Raw genomic sequence first — 16,422 nt, forward strand, 5'->3', positions numbered from 1 at the left:
ATCAGCGCCGCCGGGTGAGCAGCAGGCCGATCAGGCTGAGCCCGGCGGCCCCTGCCAGATACCAGCCGACCATGCCGATGCCGCCGCGCTCGACCAGAGTCTGCGCGATCAGCGGGGTCAGCCCGCCGCCGAGGATGCCGCCCAGGTTGAAGGTCACCGACACGCCGGTATAGCGGACCTGCGCCGGGAACAGGCTGGGCAGCCAGCCGCCGAGCGGGCCGTAGACGAAGCCCATCACGAACAGTCCGGCGGCAAGCCAGACAAACACCGCACCCAGCGAACCCGGCACCAGCAGCGCGGGCATCGCCAGCCCCAGCGGCACCATCGCGATGCAGCCGAGCGCCAGCACCAACGTCGCGCCGCGCTTGTCGGCCAGCCAGCCGGCGACACCGATGCCCAGCGCCATGAACAGGATCGCGGCCAGTTCGGCGCCCAGGAACGCTGCGCGCGGATAGCCGAGCGTCTTGGTGCCGAAGCCGATCGCGAACAGCGTCGCGACGTAGAACAGCGCGAAGCAGGCGACGGTACCCAGCGTCCCCGCCAGCGTCGCGCCCAGATGGTTGCGGAGCAGCTCCCCCAGCGGCACCTGCGGCGGCGGGGCATGCTCGGCCGCCTCGACAAAGGCCGGCGTCTCGGCGATGCGGAGGCGGACCCAAAGGCCCAGGCCGACCAGCGCCGCGCTCGCCAGGAACGGCAGGCGCCAGCCCCAGTCGCGGAACGCCGCATCGTCGAGAAAGGCGCCGAGCAGCAGGAACAGGCCGTTGGCGGCGATGAACCCCACCGGCGCGCCGAGCGGCGGGAAGCTGCCATAGCGGTACGCCCAACCCTTGGGGGCATATTCCACCGCCAGCAGGCTCGCCCCGCCCCATTCGCCGCCCAGTCCCAGCCCTTGGCCGAAGCGGAGCAGGCACAGCAGCAGCGGCGCCACCCAGCCGATCATCGCATGGCCAGGCAGGCAGCCGATCAGCACCGTGGAGGCGCCCATCAGCATCAGCGAGGCGACCAGGGTGGACTTGCGCCCGAGCCGGTCGCCGAAATGGCCGAATACCAGCCCGCCCAGCGGCCGCGCGAAGAAGGCGACGCTGAAGCTGGCATAGGCCGCGACCTGTTGCAGCCACGGCTCCTGCGCCGGAAAGAACAGCGGGCCGAACACCAGCGCCGTCGCCGTCGCATAGATATAGAAATCGTAGAACTCGACCGACGTTCCCACCAGGCTCGCGAACAGGATGCGGCGGTGGGAAGCGGGCGTGGCGGCATGGGCCATGTGCGATCCTCCGGCCGCCTCCCTCGGGCCAGTCGTCGCGCGGGTCAAGCCGCGTTCAGCGCAGCGACAGTTTCGGCTCGGTATCGAACTCCTGCACGCGTTTCACCGGAAAAAGGGAGTCGGATATGCGCGAATCGCCCATCAAGCGTCTGGTCTATGCGACCTTCTTCAGCCTGCTCGCGGGCGTGCTGGTCGCGGCCTATAACCCCGTCGAGCATGTGAAGGCGGATCTCCGCGCCGATACCAGCGGCGTGCGGACCAGCCTGCACCTCGCCGTCCACGATCTGCTGCGCGGCTGATGCGAAAAGGGCGGGACCCTGGTCCCGCCCCGTGTCGCTCAGTGGAGGCCGAAGAGGCGCACTGCGCTCAACATCAGCCAGTACAGTCCGCCGGAGAGCAGCATCGCCGCCGGCAGCGTCATCAGCCAGGCCAGCGCCATGTTGCGGATCGTCCGCGCCTGGAGACCGGCGCCACTCCCCACCGAAGCACCCGCGACGCCCGACGACAGGATGTGCGTGGTCGACACCGGCACGCCGAGATGATCGGCGCCCATGATGGTGGCGGCGGCGACGATCTCGGCAGCGGCGCCCATGCCATAGGTCATGTGCTGCTTGCCGATCTTCTCGCCGACCGTGACGACGATCCGCTTCCAGCCGATCATCGTGCCCAGGCCCAGCGCCAGCGCCACGACGATCTTCACCCACAGCGGAATGAAGCGCGTGCCGCTCTCCAGCCCGTCCTGATAGGCTTTCAGCGCCTTCAGCTCCTCGGGCTTGAACCCGTCCGGCTTCTTGGTGGCGAGCTTGCTGGTGTCGAGCACGAGGTACATGTCGTTGCGCACGTTCGAGCTGGCGCGCGCCGGCACCTTGCTCAGCGAGCCATAGCCGGCGACCTGCTCGGTCAGCGACTGCGACAGCGCCTCGAGCGCGGCATAGACCGTCGCCCCCTCGGCCTTGCGGTGCTGCAGCGCGTCGGTCAGCGTGGCACGCGCCTGGGCCGGGGTCAGCACCACGCTGCCGCTGCGGGCGTCGAACACGGCGTTGGCGGCCTGCGAGGTCTGGACGAAGGCAGCGGTCGCGCTCGCCGGCAACGTACGATTGAGCGCATAGGCGGTGGGGGCGCAGCCGATCAGGATCAGCATGATCAGCCCCATGCCCTTCTGGCCGTCGTTCGAGCCGTGGAAGAACGAGACCGCGGTGCAGGTGCCGATCAGAAGGGCGCGGATGCCGCGCGGCGGCGGCGCATTGCCTGCCGGTGCCTGGAACAGCGTCTTCCGCTTTGCGAAGACGACCCGCATCACCAGGATGAGCAGCAGCGCGCAGGCGAAGCCCATCAGCGGGCTCCAGAACAGCGCCGAGAACACCTTGGTCGCCTGGCCCCAGTCGACGCCGGCGGTGCCGCCGCGCGAGCCGCTGAGGATCAGCTGGTTGGCGAAGCCGACGCCCAGCACCGAACCGATCAGCGCATGGCTGGAGGAATTGGGCAGGCCGACATACCAGGTCGCGAGGTTCCAGAGGACGGCGGCGGTCAGCAGCGCGAAGATCATCGCGAAACCGGCGGAGGAGCCGACGTTGAGGATCAGGTCGACCGGCAACAGCGTGACGATCGCATAGGCGACGGCGCCGCTCGACGTCATCACGCCCAGGAAGTTGAAGAAGCCGGACCACACCACCGCCAGCTGCGCGGGCATCGAGTTGGTGTAGATCACGGTCGCCACCGCATTGGCGGTGTCGTGGAAGCCGTTGACGAATTCGAAGGCCAGCGCGATCAGCAGCGCGAGCCCGAGAAAGGCGAAGACGCCGAGCGCGAGCTGCTCGCCCGCCTCCCGCGTATCCACGAAGATGCTCCAGCCTGCGAACGCCAGTCCACCCACCAGGATGGCGGCAAACGCGAGCTTGGCGATGGGGTGCGTTTTATCGGAGAATCGGGGACTTCGCGGCAAATCTGCCGACGGAGCCTGGTCCATTGCTAGCGTCGCCATGATGTTAGCGCCTTTGGGGATGGCTTGTGACGGGGTGATGACAAAGCTGGGAGGGCACGGGGCTCAGCGCAGGCATTCGGTGTGCCGGATGCGCACAACCTTGCCGCTTTGATCCCGCTCCTCCTGGCGCCCGGAAACGCAGCCGGGGTCGCGCTTCTGCGGGGCGCGCCACGCAACCACTGCGGCAACGACGGCGAGCGTCAGCACCGCCGCGAGCCGGACCTTCGTCCGGCGAGAGGAAAACCAGTTTGCCATGGGTTAATCTGGCGCCGCCCATAAGCGCCGCATTGCGTCAGGGCAATCCACGCTGCGACGCGCTGCTACGGATTTCGGGTTGCGACGGTAAGCGTCGCCGAGCGCTGTTCAGAAGTCGAGCTGGGCGAACACCCGCGGACCCGAGGGCGCGCCGTCCCCGGCAACGCGCGCCATCCACGCCAGACCGAGCTCCAGGCCGGAGCGCTCACTGCGATAGGTCACGCTCGGGCCGACATAATGCTGGCCGGCGGGTGCCGCATCGTCGTCGCCGCCCAGCCGAGCGGCGCGTCCGGACACCTCGATCCCGTACCAGAACGGGGCAGGCCCGCGCTGGATCGAGGCGACATAGGCGAGGTTGGTGCCCGCCTCGCCGTCCTCGCGTCGGTGGCGGAGCATGACATTGGCCTGGAGCCACCAGCGCGTGCTGCGGGACTCGGCGATGCCGCGCAGCTCGGCACCGGCATAGCGCCCCGCACGGTCCACCGAGACCTGGCCCATCAGCCCGAGCCCGACCGGCCGATCCTTCGGCTCGACCAGGCGCACCAGCGCGACCCCGGAGAACCCATCCAGTCGAAGATGGCCGCCCACCGCCTCGACCTCGGCGCCCACGCCCAGCGCCAAATGGCGGCCGACGCCGCGGCCGATCTCGAGCTCATGGCTGTCGGCACCGCCATAGGCACCCGAATATTGCAGCTGCCATTCGCCGGCTTCGGGCTCGAGCTGCTCGATCTGCTCGGGCCCGTTCTGGGCGTGCGCGGCAAGCGGCAGGGCCAGCGCAGCGATCGCCGTGCCCCAGGCCCGCATCATGCGCGATCAACCTCGGTCACGCCGTCGCTGCGATCCTCGCAGGCTCGTGGAGCCGGATCGGCGACCGGCTTGGGACGTCCGTAGAAAAAGCCCTGCGCTTGTTCGCAGCCCATCTGTCGGAGCGCCTCGGCCGCGGCGGGGGTCTCGACGCCCTCGGCGGTCACCGGCATGCCCAGCGCGCGCCCGAGCCCCGCCACTGCGCGCACGATCTTGCGGCTTTCCGCCGAGTCCATCGTGCGGACGAAGGAGCTGTCGATCTTGAGGTGGTTGAAGCGCAGCTGGCGCAGGTGCGACAGGCTGGAATAGCCTTTGCCGAAATCGTCGAGCGCGACGCGGATGCCGGTGCGCTGGAGCGAGCGGAACAGCTCGCTCACCGCGTCGATATCCTCGATGATCGCATTCTCGGTCACCTCGACGATCAGCCGCCCCGGCGCGAAGCCGGTCTCGCTGAGCACCGCCAGCAGGCGCGCCGACAGCCAGGGATCCTTGAGCTGGATCGGCGAGATGTTGATCGACAGCGTCGCGTCGGGCGGCCAGTCGCGCGCGGCGATGCACGCCTGGCGGAGGATGCGCACCGAGAGCATGTCGATCAGGCCGAGATCCTCGGCGATCGGGATGAACTCGTCCGGTGCGATCATCCCGCGCGTCGGATGGAGCCAGCGCGCCAGCGCCTCGTAGCCGACCACGCTCCCGTCGGCGAGCGCCATCACCGGCTGGTAATAAGGCAGCACCTCGCCCCGCTCAATCGCACCGCGCAGATCGGCCTCCAGCGCGGCGCGGGCGCGCAGCCGCGCGTCCATCTCCGTCTGGAAGAAGCGGCAGGTGCCCCGCCCCGCCCGCTTTGCCTCGTACATCGCAACATCTGCGGCGCGGAGCAGCTCGTCGGCCTGGACCGCGTCGTTGGGGCTGCGCGCGATGCCGATCGTCGCGCCGATCTCGATCCGGCGATCGCCGACCTGATAGGGTGCGCTGAGGCCGCGGATGATCCGCGTCGCGAGCCGTTTGGCGGTATCGCTGCCGTCGCCATGGACCAGCGCCAGCACGAACTCGTCGCCGCCGACGCGCGCGAGCAAGCCGCCGCGCGCCAGCGTGGCGAGCCGCTCGGCTACCTGCGCCAGCACCGCATCGCCGGTCTCATGGCCATGGACGTCGTTGACCGGCTTGAAGTGATCGAGATCGATGCAGAACAGGCTGCACTGCGTGCCGTCATCGGCCGCGCGCTCGATCAGCATGGGCAGCTCGTCCTGCAGCACGCGGCGATTGGCGAGGCCGGTCAGCGGATCGTGCCGGGCAAGCTGGTTCGCACGCGCCTCGGCGGCTTCGCGCTGGTCGATCTCGCGGGCGAGATCGCTCGCACGGCGCACCGCCAGCACGACGAAGCCGATGCCCGACAGCGCGAAGGTGAAGAAATATTCGTCGAGCTGCCAGGCCTCGTGCGCTTCCATGAAGGCGAGCAAATGCTCGAACATGTCGGTCTGATCGAACAGCATCGCGAACAACGCCGCCGCGCCGAGCATCACCACGGCCTCGATCGGCCGGATGACATGGTGGCGAGTCTTCTTGGGCGGCCGGCGATGCATGATGTCTCCGTGGCCGAAGGGGCCTATTTCATTGTAGAGCAGTTACGAAAAGGGCCGCTTCCGTAGCGTTACGTAGGATCCGGAGCCTGCGGGTGCTTGCCCCCGCCGCCGACGTTCCCTAGTTGTTCACGGATGTCGCTTGCCCCTTCCCCCCAGGACGCCCCCTATCTCCAGGGGCTGAACGAACCCCAGCGTGAGGCCGTGCTCACCACCGAAGGCCCCGTGCTGGTGCTGGCCGGCGCGGGCACGGGCAAGACCGCGGCGCTCACCGCGCGGCTGGCGCACCTGCTGTGGACGCGGCGGGCCTATCCGTCCGAAATCCTCGCCGTCACCTTCACCAACAAGGCCGCGCGCGAGATGCGCGAGCGGGTCGGCCGGCTGGTCGGCGAGGCGGTGGAAGGCATGCCCTGGCTCGGCACCTTCCATGCGATCGGCGCCAAGATGCTCCGCCGCCATGCCGAGTTGGTCGGGCTGCAGAGCAACTTCACCATCCTCGATACCGACGACCAGCTGCGCCTGCTCAAGCAGCTGATCCTTGCCAACGATCTCGACGAGAAGCGCTGGCCCGCGCGCCAGCTCGCCGGGCTGATCGACGGCTGGAAGAACCGCGGTATGATCCCCGCCGATCTCGATGCCGGCGAGTCCGAAAGCTATGCCAATGGCCGCGGCCAGTCGCTCTACGTCCAGTATCAGGAGCGGCTGCGGCTGCTCAACGCCTGCGATTTCGGCGACCTTCTCCTCCACATGCTCACGATTCTTAAGACCAATCGTGAAGTGCTGGAACTCTACCAGAAGCGCTTCCGCTACATCATGGTGGACGAGTATCAGGATACCAACTCGGTCCAGTATCTCTGGCTGCGGCTGCTCGCGCAGGAGCGCAAGAATATCTGCTGCGTCGGCGACGACGACCAGTCGATCTACAGCTGGCGCGGCGCACAGGTGGAAAATATCCTGAAGTTCGAGAAGGACTTCCCCGGCGCCGTTGTGATCAAGTTGGAGCAGAATTACCGCTCCACCCCGCACATTCTGGGTGCTGCCTCGGGGGTGATCGCCAACAATGGCGGGCGGCTCGGCAAGACGCTGTGGACCGAAATGGACGTCGGCGAGAAGGTGAAGGTGCTCGGCGTGTGGGACGGGCCCGAGGAAGCCCGCCGCGTCGGCGAGGAGATCGAGGGGCTGCAGCGCGGTGGACTCAGCCTCGACGCCACCGCGATCCTGGTCCGCGCCCAGCACCAGACTCGCGAGTTCGAAGACCGGTTCATCGCGATCGGCCTGCCCTATCGCATCATCGGCGGCTTCCGCTTCTACGAGCGGCAGGAAATCCGCGATGCGCTCGCCTATCTCCGCGTCGTCGCGCAGCCGGCGGACGACCTTGCCTTCGAGCGGATCGTCAACGTGCCCAAGCGCGGCCTCGGCGACAAGGCGCTGGCCAAGGTCCACCAGTTCGCCCGCGCGCAGGGCCTGCCGCTGGCCACCGCCGCCGCGCGCATCCTCGATACCGACGAACTGACCCCGCAGGCGCGCCGCGCGCTGGGCAACCTGATCGGCGACATGGCACGCTGGCGGAGCATGGGCGACGATCTCCAGCACCCCGACCTCGCGCGCATCATCCTCGACGAGAGCGGCTATACCGCGATGTGGCAGGCCGACCGCACCGCCGAGGCGGCGGGGCGGCTGGAGAATCTCAACGAACTCGTCCGCGCGATGGAAGAATATGAGAGCCTTTCGGCCTTTCTCGAGCATGTCAGCCTGGTGATGGACAACGAGGCCTCGGCCGAAGAGGCCAAGGTCACAATCATGACGATCCACGCCGCCAAGGGACTGGAGTTCGACACCGTGTTCCTCGCCGGCTGGGAGGAAGGGCTGTTCCCCTCGCAGCGCGCGCTCGACGAGGGCGGGCTCGCCAGCCTGGAGGAGGAGCGCCGGCTCGCCTATGTCGCGATCACCCGGGCGCGTCGGCGGGCGATCATCCTCCACGCCGCCAATCGCCGCATCTACGGGCAATGGACCTCCAGCCTGCCGAGCCGCTTCGTCGGCGAGCTGCCGCCCGAGCATGTCGAGTCGGAAAGCACGATGACCGGCGGCGAGAGCCTGTGGCGGGCGAACTGGAGCGAGCGGAGCGATCCCTTTGCGGACGTGTCGCGCGGCGCCGGGCGCGGGCCGGGCTGGCAGCGCGCGGCGGGGGTCGACCCGACGAACCCGGGCGGCGGCTTCACCAGCCGCACCTTCACCCGCGACCAGCCACGCGTGCTGGAGAGCCGTGCCTCGGCGGTGAGTTTCGGCGCCAAGCCGCGCGGCGACCTGTCGCTCGGCATGCGCGTGTTCCACCAGAAGTTCGGCTATGGCATTGTCGCCGAGATCGAGGGCAACAAGCTGGAGATCGATTTCGAGCAGGCCGGGCGCAAGCGGGTGATGGACAGCTTCGTCAGCGTGCCCGACTGACGGAGAAGGTCAGGCCTCGGGCTCGACCTTCATCAGCGTCGTGCCGACATATTTGTCGAGCTCGGGATCGAACATCTCGCCGATCTCGAACGCGCGGTCGAGCACCGAGACTTCCTTGAGGCCGTCGACCTTGAAGGTGGCGATCTTGGGCTCGCGCGGCAGCATGCCCTCGCGCGAGATGATCTGCGCATCGGCGTAGAGCGACTCGTTGCGCGTATAAAGGATGTACGGCGCCACGATCATGCGCGTGCGGTTATAGGTCACCTGCAGGCAGCGCAGGCGAACGATGCCTTCGAGTACGAAGGGCGTGTTGTTGACGGGAGCTTCGGTCACGGCAGCGCTAACGTTCATGAGACAAATATGATACCAATGCTGCAGGGCAGCAAGCGCAAAGCGCATATATCATGGGACACTCCCCTCCCAGCCTTGTTTCGCGCATAGCTTCGTTCAGCCGCGCTTCACGCGCAAGGGTGGATGGAACCGCGGTTCCCGGCCATAGCGCCGGCCGGGTGAATGAAGGAGACTCGCATGAAGCATGTCCTGGCCCTGGTCGCGCTCGCGACCGCCGGCCTTTCGGTCGCAGCGCCGGCCTCGGCGCAGCAATATGCCTCGCCCGACCAGGAGCGCGCCCGGTTCGAGGCTGCGCGCGACCGGTTCGATCGTGAATATCGCCTGTTCCAGCAGGCTTCCGAACGCTACGCCAATTACAGCGACTGGCTTGCCCATGCGCCGCCCCCGCCGCCGCGCATCGATGCGCGCGACGAAGGCGATTACGAGCCCTCGCGCTATTATCGTCCGGGCGACAGCGAGCGCGTGTTGAGCAGCAATGACCGCGTTTATCGCGGCGATGACGGGCGTTATTACTGCAAGCGCCCGGATGGCACGACCGGCCTGATCGTCGGTGCGGCGGCGGGCGGCCTGTTCGGCAACGTGATCTCCAGCCGCCGTTCGAGCACCGTCGGCACGCTGCTCGGCGCGATTGCCGGCGGCGCGATCGGCAACTCGGTCGATCGCAACAACCAGATGAACAACCAGGACGTGCGCTGCCGCTAAGGCATGTGCCGGGGCTTCGCACGCTTCGTCGCGAAGCCCCTTGTCCTTGGACTCGCCAGACCTATGTTGAATCTGCGGGACCGGGCCCCTCTGGCGGCGGCTTCACCTGAAGCGCCGTGATGTCGGACCGCATCGAGCGTGCTCGGTGCAGGATCGGCGGTGTTCCAACTCCCTCGCACCACCTTCTCGTCGGGCCGCTCGATCGATGCATATCCATCGATTTGGAGCCGTTACCATGACGATTGTTGAACGCCTGATCGCAACCCACCGGATGCTCGAGCGCGAGATCCGCAGCGAACTCCGCCGCCGCCTGCCCGACGCGTTTCGCCTGGCGCAGCTCAAGAAGCACAAGCTGGCGGTGAAGGACCGGCTGCACCTGCATCTGCCGGGGCCGGCGGCGCGGCTCGCGCTGGTGCCGAGCCGCCGCTGAGCGGCGGCGGGACGGGTCCGGCGGTATCGCCGGACCCTTTATCCTCAATGCCAGAAGATCAGCAGCAGGATGATGATCGGCAGGGGAATCCCCAGCAGCCACAACAAGATACCCTTACCCATTATAATGCTCCCATCGGTTTCGTTTCGCAGCTGACTAAACCATGGGTTGGCCGCCAAGTTCCCCCCTGGGAACCGAGCGCGCGCTGATGCACTAAGCCCGCGATGCAAACCGACGGCCTCCCCATGCCCCGCCGCCTCACCGCCATCGCCGCCGTGTCCTTCGGCACGGCGCTGGTGGTGATCGACGGCGCCATCGCCACCGTGGCGCTCCCCACCATTGCGCATGACCTGCGCGTCGACTCCTCGGCCGCGGTCGCTGTCGTGACGGTGTACCAGCTGGTGCTGGTGATGCTGCTTCTGCCTTTTTCGGGACTCGGCAACCGCATCGGGCTCAAGCGGCTGTACCAATGGGGGCAGATCGTTTTCACGATCGCGACGATCCTCTGCTTCTTCGCCAAGAGCCTGCCCTTCCTGCTGATCGTCCGCGCGGCGCAGGCGGCGGGCGCGGCGGCGGCACTCAGCGTCTCCTCGGCGCTGGTGCGGCAGATCTATCCGGCAAAGCAGCTCGGGCGCGGGCTGGGGGTGAATTCGGTCGTGGTCTCGGTGTCGGCGGCGATAGCGCCGACGCTGGGCGGGCTCGTCCTCGCGATCGGACCCTGGCCCTGGGTATTCGCCTCGGCCGTGCCCTTTGCGATCACCAGCCTGTTGCTCGGTCGCGCGCTGCCCGACATCCCGCGCTCCAAGGCGCCGTTCGACGTGCTCGGCGCGGTGCTGTGCGCGGCGATGTTCGGGCTGGTGATCGGCGGGCTGGAGAGCGGGGTGCATGGCGACAGCCCGGTGGTATCGGCTGCGGTGGTGATCGCCGGGATCGCTGTCGGCATCATCTTCGTCCGGCGCGAGCAGGGCGAGGCCGAGCCGATCCTGCCGGTCGACCTGCTCGCCCGGCCAGTGCTGGCGCTGTCGACGATCGGCGCCTTCACCGCCTTCATCGCGACGATGACGCTGCTCCTCTCGCTGCCGTTCCGCCTTCAGCACGGCTATGGCTTCGCGCCGTCCGAAGTGGGTGCGGTGATCGCCCCCTGGCCGCTGACGACGATGTTCGTCGCGCCGCTCGCCGGTACGCTGTCCGATCGCTACCCGGCCGGTGCGCTCGGCGGCATCGGCATGGCCATCGCCATTGCGGGACTGATCGCCCTCGCCTTCCTGCCGCACGACCCCAGCTATTTCGATATCGCCTGGCGGATGTCGCTCACCGGCGCGGGCTTCGGCATGTTCCTCTCGCCCAACGCCCGGCTGATCATCGGATCGGCGCCGGTGGAGCGCGCGGCGGCGGCGGGCGGGCTGATCTCGACGACGCGGATGGTCGGCCAGACCACCGGCGCGACGCTGGTCGCCGCGCTGCTCGCCATGGGCGTCGGCGCCGGCATGACCCCCGCGCTGGTCGCGGCGGGCCTCGCGCTGATTGCGGGTATCTGCAGCCTTGCCCGCCTGCGCCCGTCGGTGCGCAACCCGGCCAAGGTCGAGGCGGACCAGGCCCAGCCTGCGCAAATGGGGTAAAGCTTTAGCACCCCAAACCATCGAAGCATTGCGCGGCAAGCGGCTGCGCGCCAAGAGCGAGACCATGTCACCGCATCCCTTCGCCATCGGCAATTTCCGCGCCTATTTCGTCGCACGCCTCGCCGCCACCTTGGGGCAGATGGCGATGGTGATCGTGATCGGCTGGCAGGTCTACGACATCGCCCGCCGGACGATGAGCATCAAGGAAGCGGCCTTCCAGCTTGGCATGATCGGCGTGGCGCAGTTCCTGCCGCTCTTGTGCCTGTCGCTGTTCGCGGGCTGGGTGGCGGACCGGATCGACCGGCGCTGGATCGCGCGCGCCGCGGTGGCGCTGGAGGCGTTCTGCGCGCTGAGCCTCGCCTGGCTGACCTGGCAGCAGACGATCACCCTGCCCGCCCTGTTCAGCATCGCCGCACTGCTCGGCGTCGCCCGCGCCTTCGCCAGCCCCGCGCTCGGCGCGCTCGCCCCCAATCTCGTGCCCAAGGCGGTGCTGCCCACCGCGATCGCGCTGAGTTCGCTTGCGTGGCAGAGCGGCACGGTGATCGGCCCGGCGATGGGCGGCTATCTCTATGCCGCCGCCTCCTGGCTCGCCTATGCCGTGTCGGGCGGGCTGTTCCTCGTCTCGCTGCTGATGCTGTTCCTGATCGGCCCGGTGCCGGTCGCCAACCGCAAGTTCACCGGCAGCCCCTGGTCGCAGATGGTCGACGGGCTCCATTATGTCCGCCGCAACCGGCTGGTGCTGGGCGCGATCTCGCTCGACCTGTTTGCGGTGCTGCTCGGCGGTGCGACCGCGATGCTGCCGGTCTATGCGCGGGACATCCTCCAGGTCGGATCGGAGGGGCTCGGGCACCTTCGCGCCGCGCCGGCGTTGGGTGCGGTGGTGACGGCCCTGTTCTTCTCGTGGCGCCCGCTCAGGACCAATGTGGGCGTGAAGATGCTGGTCGCGGTCGCGCTGTTCGGCGTGGCGACGGTGGTGTTCGGTGCGGCGGCCCCGCTGCTGGTGCCGGTGCTCGGCCCCAAGGCGGTCGGCACCGATCTCTCGCCCGCCGTGCTGGTGTCGCTCGCCGCGCTGTTCGTGCTGGGCGCGGCCGACATGGTCTCGGTGTATGTCCGCCAGTCGCTGATCCAGCTCTATACGCCGGACGAGATGCGCGGGCGGGTGGGCGCGGTCTCCACCTTGTTCATTTCCGGCTCGAACGAGCTGGGCGAAGCCGAAAGCGGCTTCCTCGCCGCGCTGATCGGCCCGGTCGCCGCGGTGATCGGCGGCGGCATCGGCGCGATCCTTGTCACACTGCTGTGGTCGAAGCTATTCCCTGAGCTCAAGCGGGCTCGAACCTTCGATCCTCCGGCCACCCTCGAAGTTCCTCCAAAGGAGATGACGACATGAAGGCCAATACGATCCTCGAGACGATCGGCAACACGCCGCACGTCCGTATCAACAAGCTGTTCCCCGGCGCCGAGGTGTGGATCAAGTCCGAGCGCTCGAACCCGGGCGGCTCGATCAAGGACCGCATCGCACTCGCGATGGTCGAGGCGGCCGAGAAGGATGGCAGCCTCCAGCCCGGCGGCACGATCGTCGAGCCGACCAGCGGCAATACCGGCGTCGGCCTGGCGATGGTCGCGGCGGTGAAGGGCTACAAGCTGATCCTGGTGATGCCGGAGAGCATGTCGCTCGAACGCCGCCGGCTGATGCTCGCCTATGGCGCGAGCTTCGATCTCACCCCGCGCGAAAAGGGCATGAAGGGCGCGATCGAGCGCGCGCTCGAGATCGTCGAGAGCACGCCCGGCGCCTGGATGCCGCAGCAGTTCGAAAATAGTGCGAACGTCGACGTCCATGTGCGTACCACCGCACAGGAAATCCTGAACGATTTCCGCGATACCCCGATCGACGTGATCATCACCGGTGTCGGCACAGGCGGCCATATCACCGGCGTTGCCGAAACGCTGAAGAAGGAATGGCCGAACCTCAAGGTGTTCGCGGTCGAGCCGGAGCTTTCGCCGGTGATCTCGGGCGGCCAGCCTGGTCCGCACCCGATCCAGGGCATCGGCGCAGGCTTCGTGCCGAAGAACCTGCACACCGATGCGATCGACGGGGTGATCAAGGTCGATGCCGCCGTGGCCAAGGACATGGCGCGGCGCTCGGCCGCCGAAGAGGGCATGCTGGTCGGCATCTCCTCGGGCGGCACGCTGGCGGCGATCCTCCAGAAGCTGCCGGACCTGCCCGACGGCGTGCGCGTGCTGGGCTTCAACTACGACACCGGCGAGCGCTATCTGAGCGTGCCGGACTTCCTGCCCGAGAGCTGATCGGAGGTGGAGGGCGCTACCCCTCCACCGTCATCCCGGCGAAAGCCGGGATCCATTGACTTCAACGGCGCGGCTCCTGCCGAACCGGAGTGATGAATGGATTCCGGCTTTCGCCGGGATGACAGCATGTTGTAACCTATTGCTGGGTCTTTGGATCAACCGCGGAAGCCTCGGCGCTTCCGTTGTCCGCTGGGGCGGTTGGTGTCTCCGCAGCGGCAGGCAGCGCGACCTGCACCTCGACCCGCCGGTTCTTCGCCCGCGCTTCCGGATCGTCGCTGCCGTCTGCTTTGGCATTCGGCACCAGCGCGCGGGTCTCACCGAACGCGATCACCGTCATCCGCTCGGTCGACACACCCTTCGACAGCAGATAGTCCCGCACCGCCTCGGCCCGCTTGCGCGAGGAGACCAGATTGTCGCGATCGTTGCCGCGGGTGTCGCTATGACCGCCGATCGTGATCGGTCCGCCCGCGGCCAAGGTGGCATTGCCGAGCATCTCGTCCAGCAGCTTGCGGCCCGCGTCGTCCAGCTTCAACCCGGATCCGCCGAAGGGGACCACGACATCCAGCGGCTTGAGATCGGGCTTTTCGGGCGCGTCCGGCACCACCTCCGGCCGCAGGATCGACTTGGGCGCCTCGGCGGCGCTGTTGTTGGCGAGGCCGTCGTCCTCGGCCAGGATGCTCTTGTTCTCGGCCGCCGCATTGTCGCGGGCGGGCTCCCGCGCATTGCAGCCCGCCAGCGCCACCGCGAGCCCCAGCATCGCCCATCTGGTCATGCAACCTCCTCCTGCAGTCGTCGCGCCGCCGGCATGGGGGGCACGTACGAAATGATCGTGTCGCCGGGCTGCGGCGTCGGGCGGCTGGCGTGCGAGAAGAAGCGCAGCAGCCCGCCTTTGCGCACCAGCAGCAGCATGTCCGCCGCGTCGGGCAGGTCGGCCTTGGCGGCGTCGAAGTCGAACTGCTCGGTCAGCCGCGTCTTGCGGAAGCTCCAGCCGTCGCGGTCACGCTCGACGATCTCGTCGACGCCGTGCCCGCTGGTGAACAGCGCGCGTCCTCGAAGGGATTCCGGCAGCGCCCGCGCATCCTCGTCATCGCCACCGCTGCCGAGCTGGTAGACATTGTCGCGCCCCATCTCATGGGCGAATTCGTTGCAGACCAGCGCGTTGTACGCCTCGTTGTCGCTCGTGGCAGCCAGTACCTGGAACTGCGACATGTCGAGCCGATCCTCGGTCGCCTCGGCGAGGATCTCGCCATGATAGGTCGGGATGCCGGCCGAGCGCGCAGCGCGCAGCCGCTGCCAGCTGGTGTCGCAGATCGTCACCGGCACCTCGAGCTGGCGGAGCTGGTCGGCCAGCGCCAGGCTCCACGGCGTGCCGCCGACGATCAGCAGCCCGCGCTCGGTGGCACCGGTCACCTTGAGCAGCTTGGCGACGGGGCCGATCGAGAAGCCGTGCGCGACGATCGTCGCCACCACCACGGCGAAGGACAGGGTCACCAGGATGGAGCCGTCGCTGTACCCCAGCTTGTCCAGCCGCAGCGCGAAGAGACCGGAGATCGCCACCGCCACAATACCGCGCGGTGCGATCCAGGCGACGAGCAGCCGCTCGTTCCACGGCACCTTGGTGAAGGCGAGGCTCAGCAGCACGGTGATCGGCCGCACCAGGAACAGCAGCGCCGCGAGGAAGGCGAGGAAGCGCCACTCGAAATGCCGCAGCACCTCGAAATCGAGCGAGGCGGAGAGCAGCACGAACACGCCCGAGATCAGGAGGACGGTGACATTCTCCTTGAACGGATGGATGTCGCGCAGCGAATCCAGCTTCATGTTGGCGAGCGCGACGCCCATCACCGTGACGGTGATCAGCCCGGTCTCCTGCTGGATCAGGTTGGATCCGACGAACACGCCGATCACCGCGACCAGCAGCACCGGCGCCTTGAGATATTCGGGCACATGGCCGCGCTGGAACGCCCAGCCGATCGCCTTGGCGACGACATAGCCGATCAGCCCGGCGACCAGGCTCGCGGCGAGCAGCGAGCCCAGCACGCTGATCAACGTGCCGCCATCAGCGGAGCGGCGCAGATACTCATAGGTGACCAGGCCGCACAGCGCTCCGATCGGATCGTTGACGATCGCTTCCCACTTCAGGATCGCCCGCGGCCGCTGCGCGACATTGCTCTGGCGGAGCAAAGGCAGCACCACGGTAGGCCCGGTGACAACCAGGATACCGGCGAACAGCGTCGCCACCGGCCAGACCAGCCCGGCCGCATAATAGAGCGCCAGCGTTCCCAGCCCCCAGCCGATCGGCACGCCGAGCAGCACCAGCCGCGTCACAGCGCCGTCAGTGCGCCGCAGCTCGCGGAAGTTGAGGCTGAGGCCGCCCTCGAACAGGATCAGCGCGACGGCGATCGACACGATCGGCTCGAGCAGCTCGCCGAACACCGCATGCGGTTCGATCAGCCCTGCGACGGGACCGGCGAGCACGCCGGCGACGAGCATCAGCGCGATGGCGGGCCAGCCGGTGCGCCAGGCGATCCACTGCGCACCGATGCCGAGCGCGCCGATTAGCGCGATGACGAGCGCGGGTTGATGCATCCGGAGAACATACCTTCTTTCATGCGCAAAATCGTTGCGCGCCCCGCTCTCAATACGGTTGCACCGCCGCATCGGTTCCGTTTCGCTGGCGATCGGAACTG

15 protein-coding genes are annotated in these 16,422 nt (G+C 68.0%); 7 read left to right on the plus strand and 8 right to left on the minus strand.

Annotation, left to right across the window (positions count from 1 at the left end; all coding sequences use genetic code 11):
• Position 1 precedes the first annotated feature (1 nt).
• Entirely contained in the window at positions 2-1,264 is a 1,263-nt protein-coding gene (locus BM009_RS07475; protein ID WP_093295126.1) for an MFS transporter, read from the minus strand.
• A 125-nt stretch (positions 1,265-1,389) separates the two neighbouring features.
• Between BM009_RS07475 and BM009_RS22560 the strand changes: the two genes are divergently transcribed.
• Positions 1,390-1,563 carry a hypothetical protein gene (locus tag BM009_RS22560; protein ID WP_175487938.1) on the plus strand — a complete coding sequence of 58 codons (174 nt, stop codon included), beginning with the start codon at positions 1,390-1,392 and terminating at the stop codon, positions 1,561-1,563.
• A 38-nt stretch (positions 1,564-1,601) separates the two neighbouring features.
• Here the strand turns inward: BM009_RS22560 and BM009_RS07480 are convergent, their stop codons facing one another.
• From BM009_RS07480 to BM009_RS07495, 4 genes are all read right to left on the minus strand, one after another.
• Positions 1,602-3,245 (minus strand): inorganic phosphate transporter, encoded by a 1,644-nt coding sequence (locus BM009_RS07480; protein WP_175487939.1) that lies wholly within the window; start codon positions 3,243-3,245, stop codon positions 1,602-1,604.
• A gap of 63 nt (positions 3,246-3,308) precedes the next feature.
• Positions 3,309-3,500, minus strand: a complete 192-nt coding sequence (locus BM009_RS07485; RefSeq protein ID WP_093295130.1) for a hypothetical protein — start codon at positions 3,498-3,500, stop codon at positions 3,309-3,311.
• A gap of 108 nt (positions 3,501-3,608) precedes the next feature.
• A complete protein-coding gene (locus tag BM009_RS07490; RefSeq protein ID WP_093295131.1) occupies positions 3,609-4,307 on the minus strand; it encodes a hypothetical protein in 699 nt (232 codons plus the stop codon).
• A complete protein-coding gene (locus BM009_RS07495) occupies positions 4,304-5,887 on the minus strand; it encodes a putative bifunctional diguanylate cyclase/phosphodiesterase (RefSeq protein WP_093295133.1) in 1,584 nt (527 codons plus the stop codon). The genes BM009_RS07490 and BM009_RS07495 overlap by 4 nt, the downstream gene beginning before the upstream one ends.
• Before the next feature lie 132 nt (positions 5,888-6,019).
• On the opposite strand from BM009_RS07495, the gene BM009_RS07500 reads away from it, so the two are divergent.
• Entirely contained in the window at positions 6,020-8,329 is a 2,310-nt protein-coding gene (locus BM009_RS07500; RefSeq protein ID WP_093295134.1) for an ATP-dependent helicase, read from the plus strand.
• A gap of 9 nt (positions 8,330-8,338) precedes the next feature.
• Here BM009_RS07500 and BM009_RS07505 read toward each other — a convergent pair whose 3' ends face one another.
• The gene (locus tag BM009_RS07505) at positions 8,339-8,662 is read right to left on the minus strand and encodes a WYL domain-containing protein (protein WP_254772189.1); all 324 of its coding nucleotides are present in this window, start codon (positions 8,660-8,662) and stop codon (positions 8,339-8,341) included.
• Between the two features lie 195 nt (positions 8,663-8,857).
• On the opposite strand from BM009_RS07505, the gene BM009_RS07510 reads away from it, so the two are divergent.
• The 5 genes from BM009_RS07510 to cysK all read left to right on the plus strand — a co-directional run bounded on the left by BM009_RS07510 (position 8,858) and on the right by cysK (position 13,735).
• Complete coding sequence (locus BM009_RS07510) at positions 8,858-9,382, plus strand: glycine zipper 2TM domain-containing protein (RefSeq protein ID WP_093295137.1); 525 nt, start codon at positions 8,858-8,860, stop codon at positions 9,380-9,382.
• A 235-nt stretch (positions 9,383-9,617) separates the two neighbouring features.
• Entirely contained in the window at positions 9,618-9,812 is a 195-nt protein-coding gene (locus tag BM009_RS07515) for an HP1242/YdcH family protein (RefSeq protein ID WP_093295138.1), read from the plus strand.
• Positions 9,813-10,036: 224 nt separating this feature from the next.
• Positions 10,037-11,431 (plus strand): MFS transporter, encoded by a 1,395-nt coding sequence (locus BM009_RS07520; protein WP_093295140.1) that lies wholly within the window; start codon positions 10,037-10,039, stop codon positions 11,429-11,431.
• Positions 11,432-11,495: 64 nt separating this feature from the next.
• Complete coding sequence (locus BM009_RS07525) at positions 11,496-12,818, plus strand: MFS transporter (RefSeq protein ID WP_093295795.1); 1,323 nt, start codon at positions 11,496-11,498, stop codon at positions 12,816-12,818.
• Complete coding sequence (cysK, locus tag BM009_RS07530; RefSeq protein WP_093295141.1) at positions 12,815-13,735, plus strand: cysteine synthase A; 921 nt, start codon at positions 12,815-12,817, stop codon at positions 13,733-13,735. The genes BM009_RS07525 and cysK overlap by 4 nt, the downstream gene beginning before the upstream one ends.
• A 136-nt stretch (positions 13,736-13,871) precedes the next feature.
• On the opposite strand, the gene BM009_RS07535 is transcribed toward cysK, so the two are convergent.
• Positions 13,872-14,507, minus strand: a complete 636-nt coding sequence (locus tag BM009_RS07535; protein WP_093295142.1) for an OmpA family protein — start codon at positions 14,505-14,507, stop codon at positions 13,872-13,874.
• Positions 14,504-16,321, minus strand: a complete 1,818-nt coding sequence (locus BM009_RS07540; protein ID WP_093295144.1) for a cation:proton antiporter — start codon at positions 16,319-16,321, stop codon at positions 14,504-14,506. The genes BM009_RS07535 and BM009_RS07540 overlap by 4 nt, the downstream gene beginning before the upstream one ends.
• Positions 16,322-16,422: the final 101 nt, after the last annotated feature.

This window comes from Sphingomonas sp. NFR04, assembly GCF_900114095.1.
GTDB lineage: Bacteria > Pseudomonadota > Alphaproteobacteria > Sphingomonadales > Sphingomonadaceae > Sphingomonas.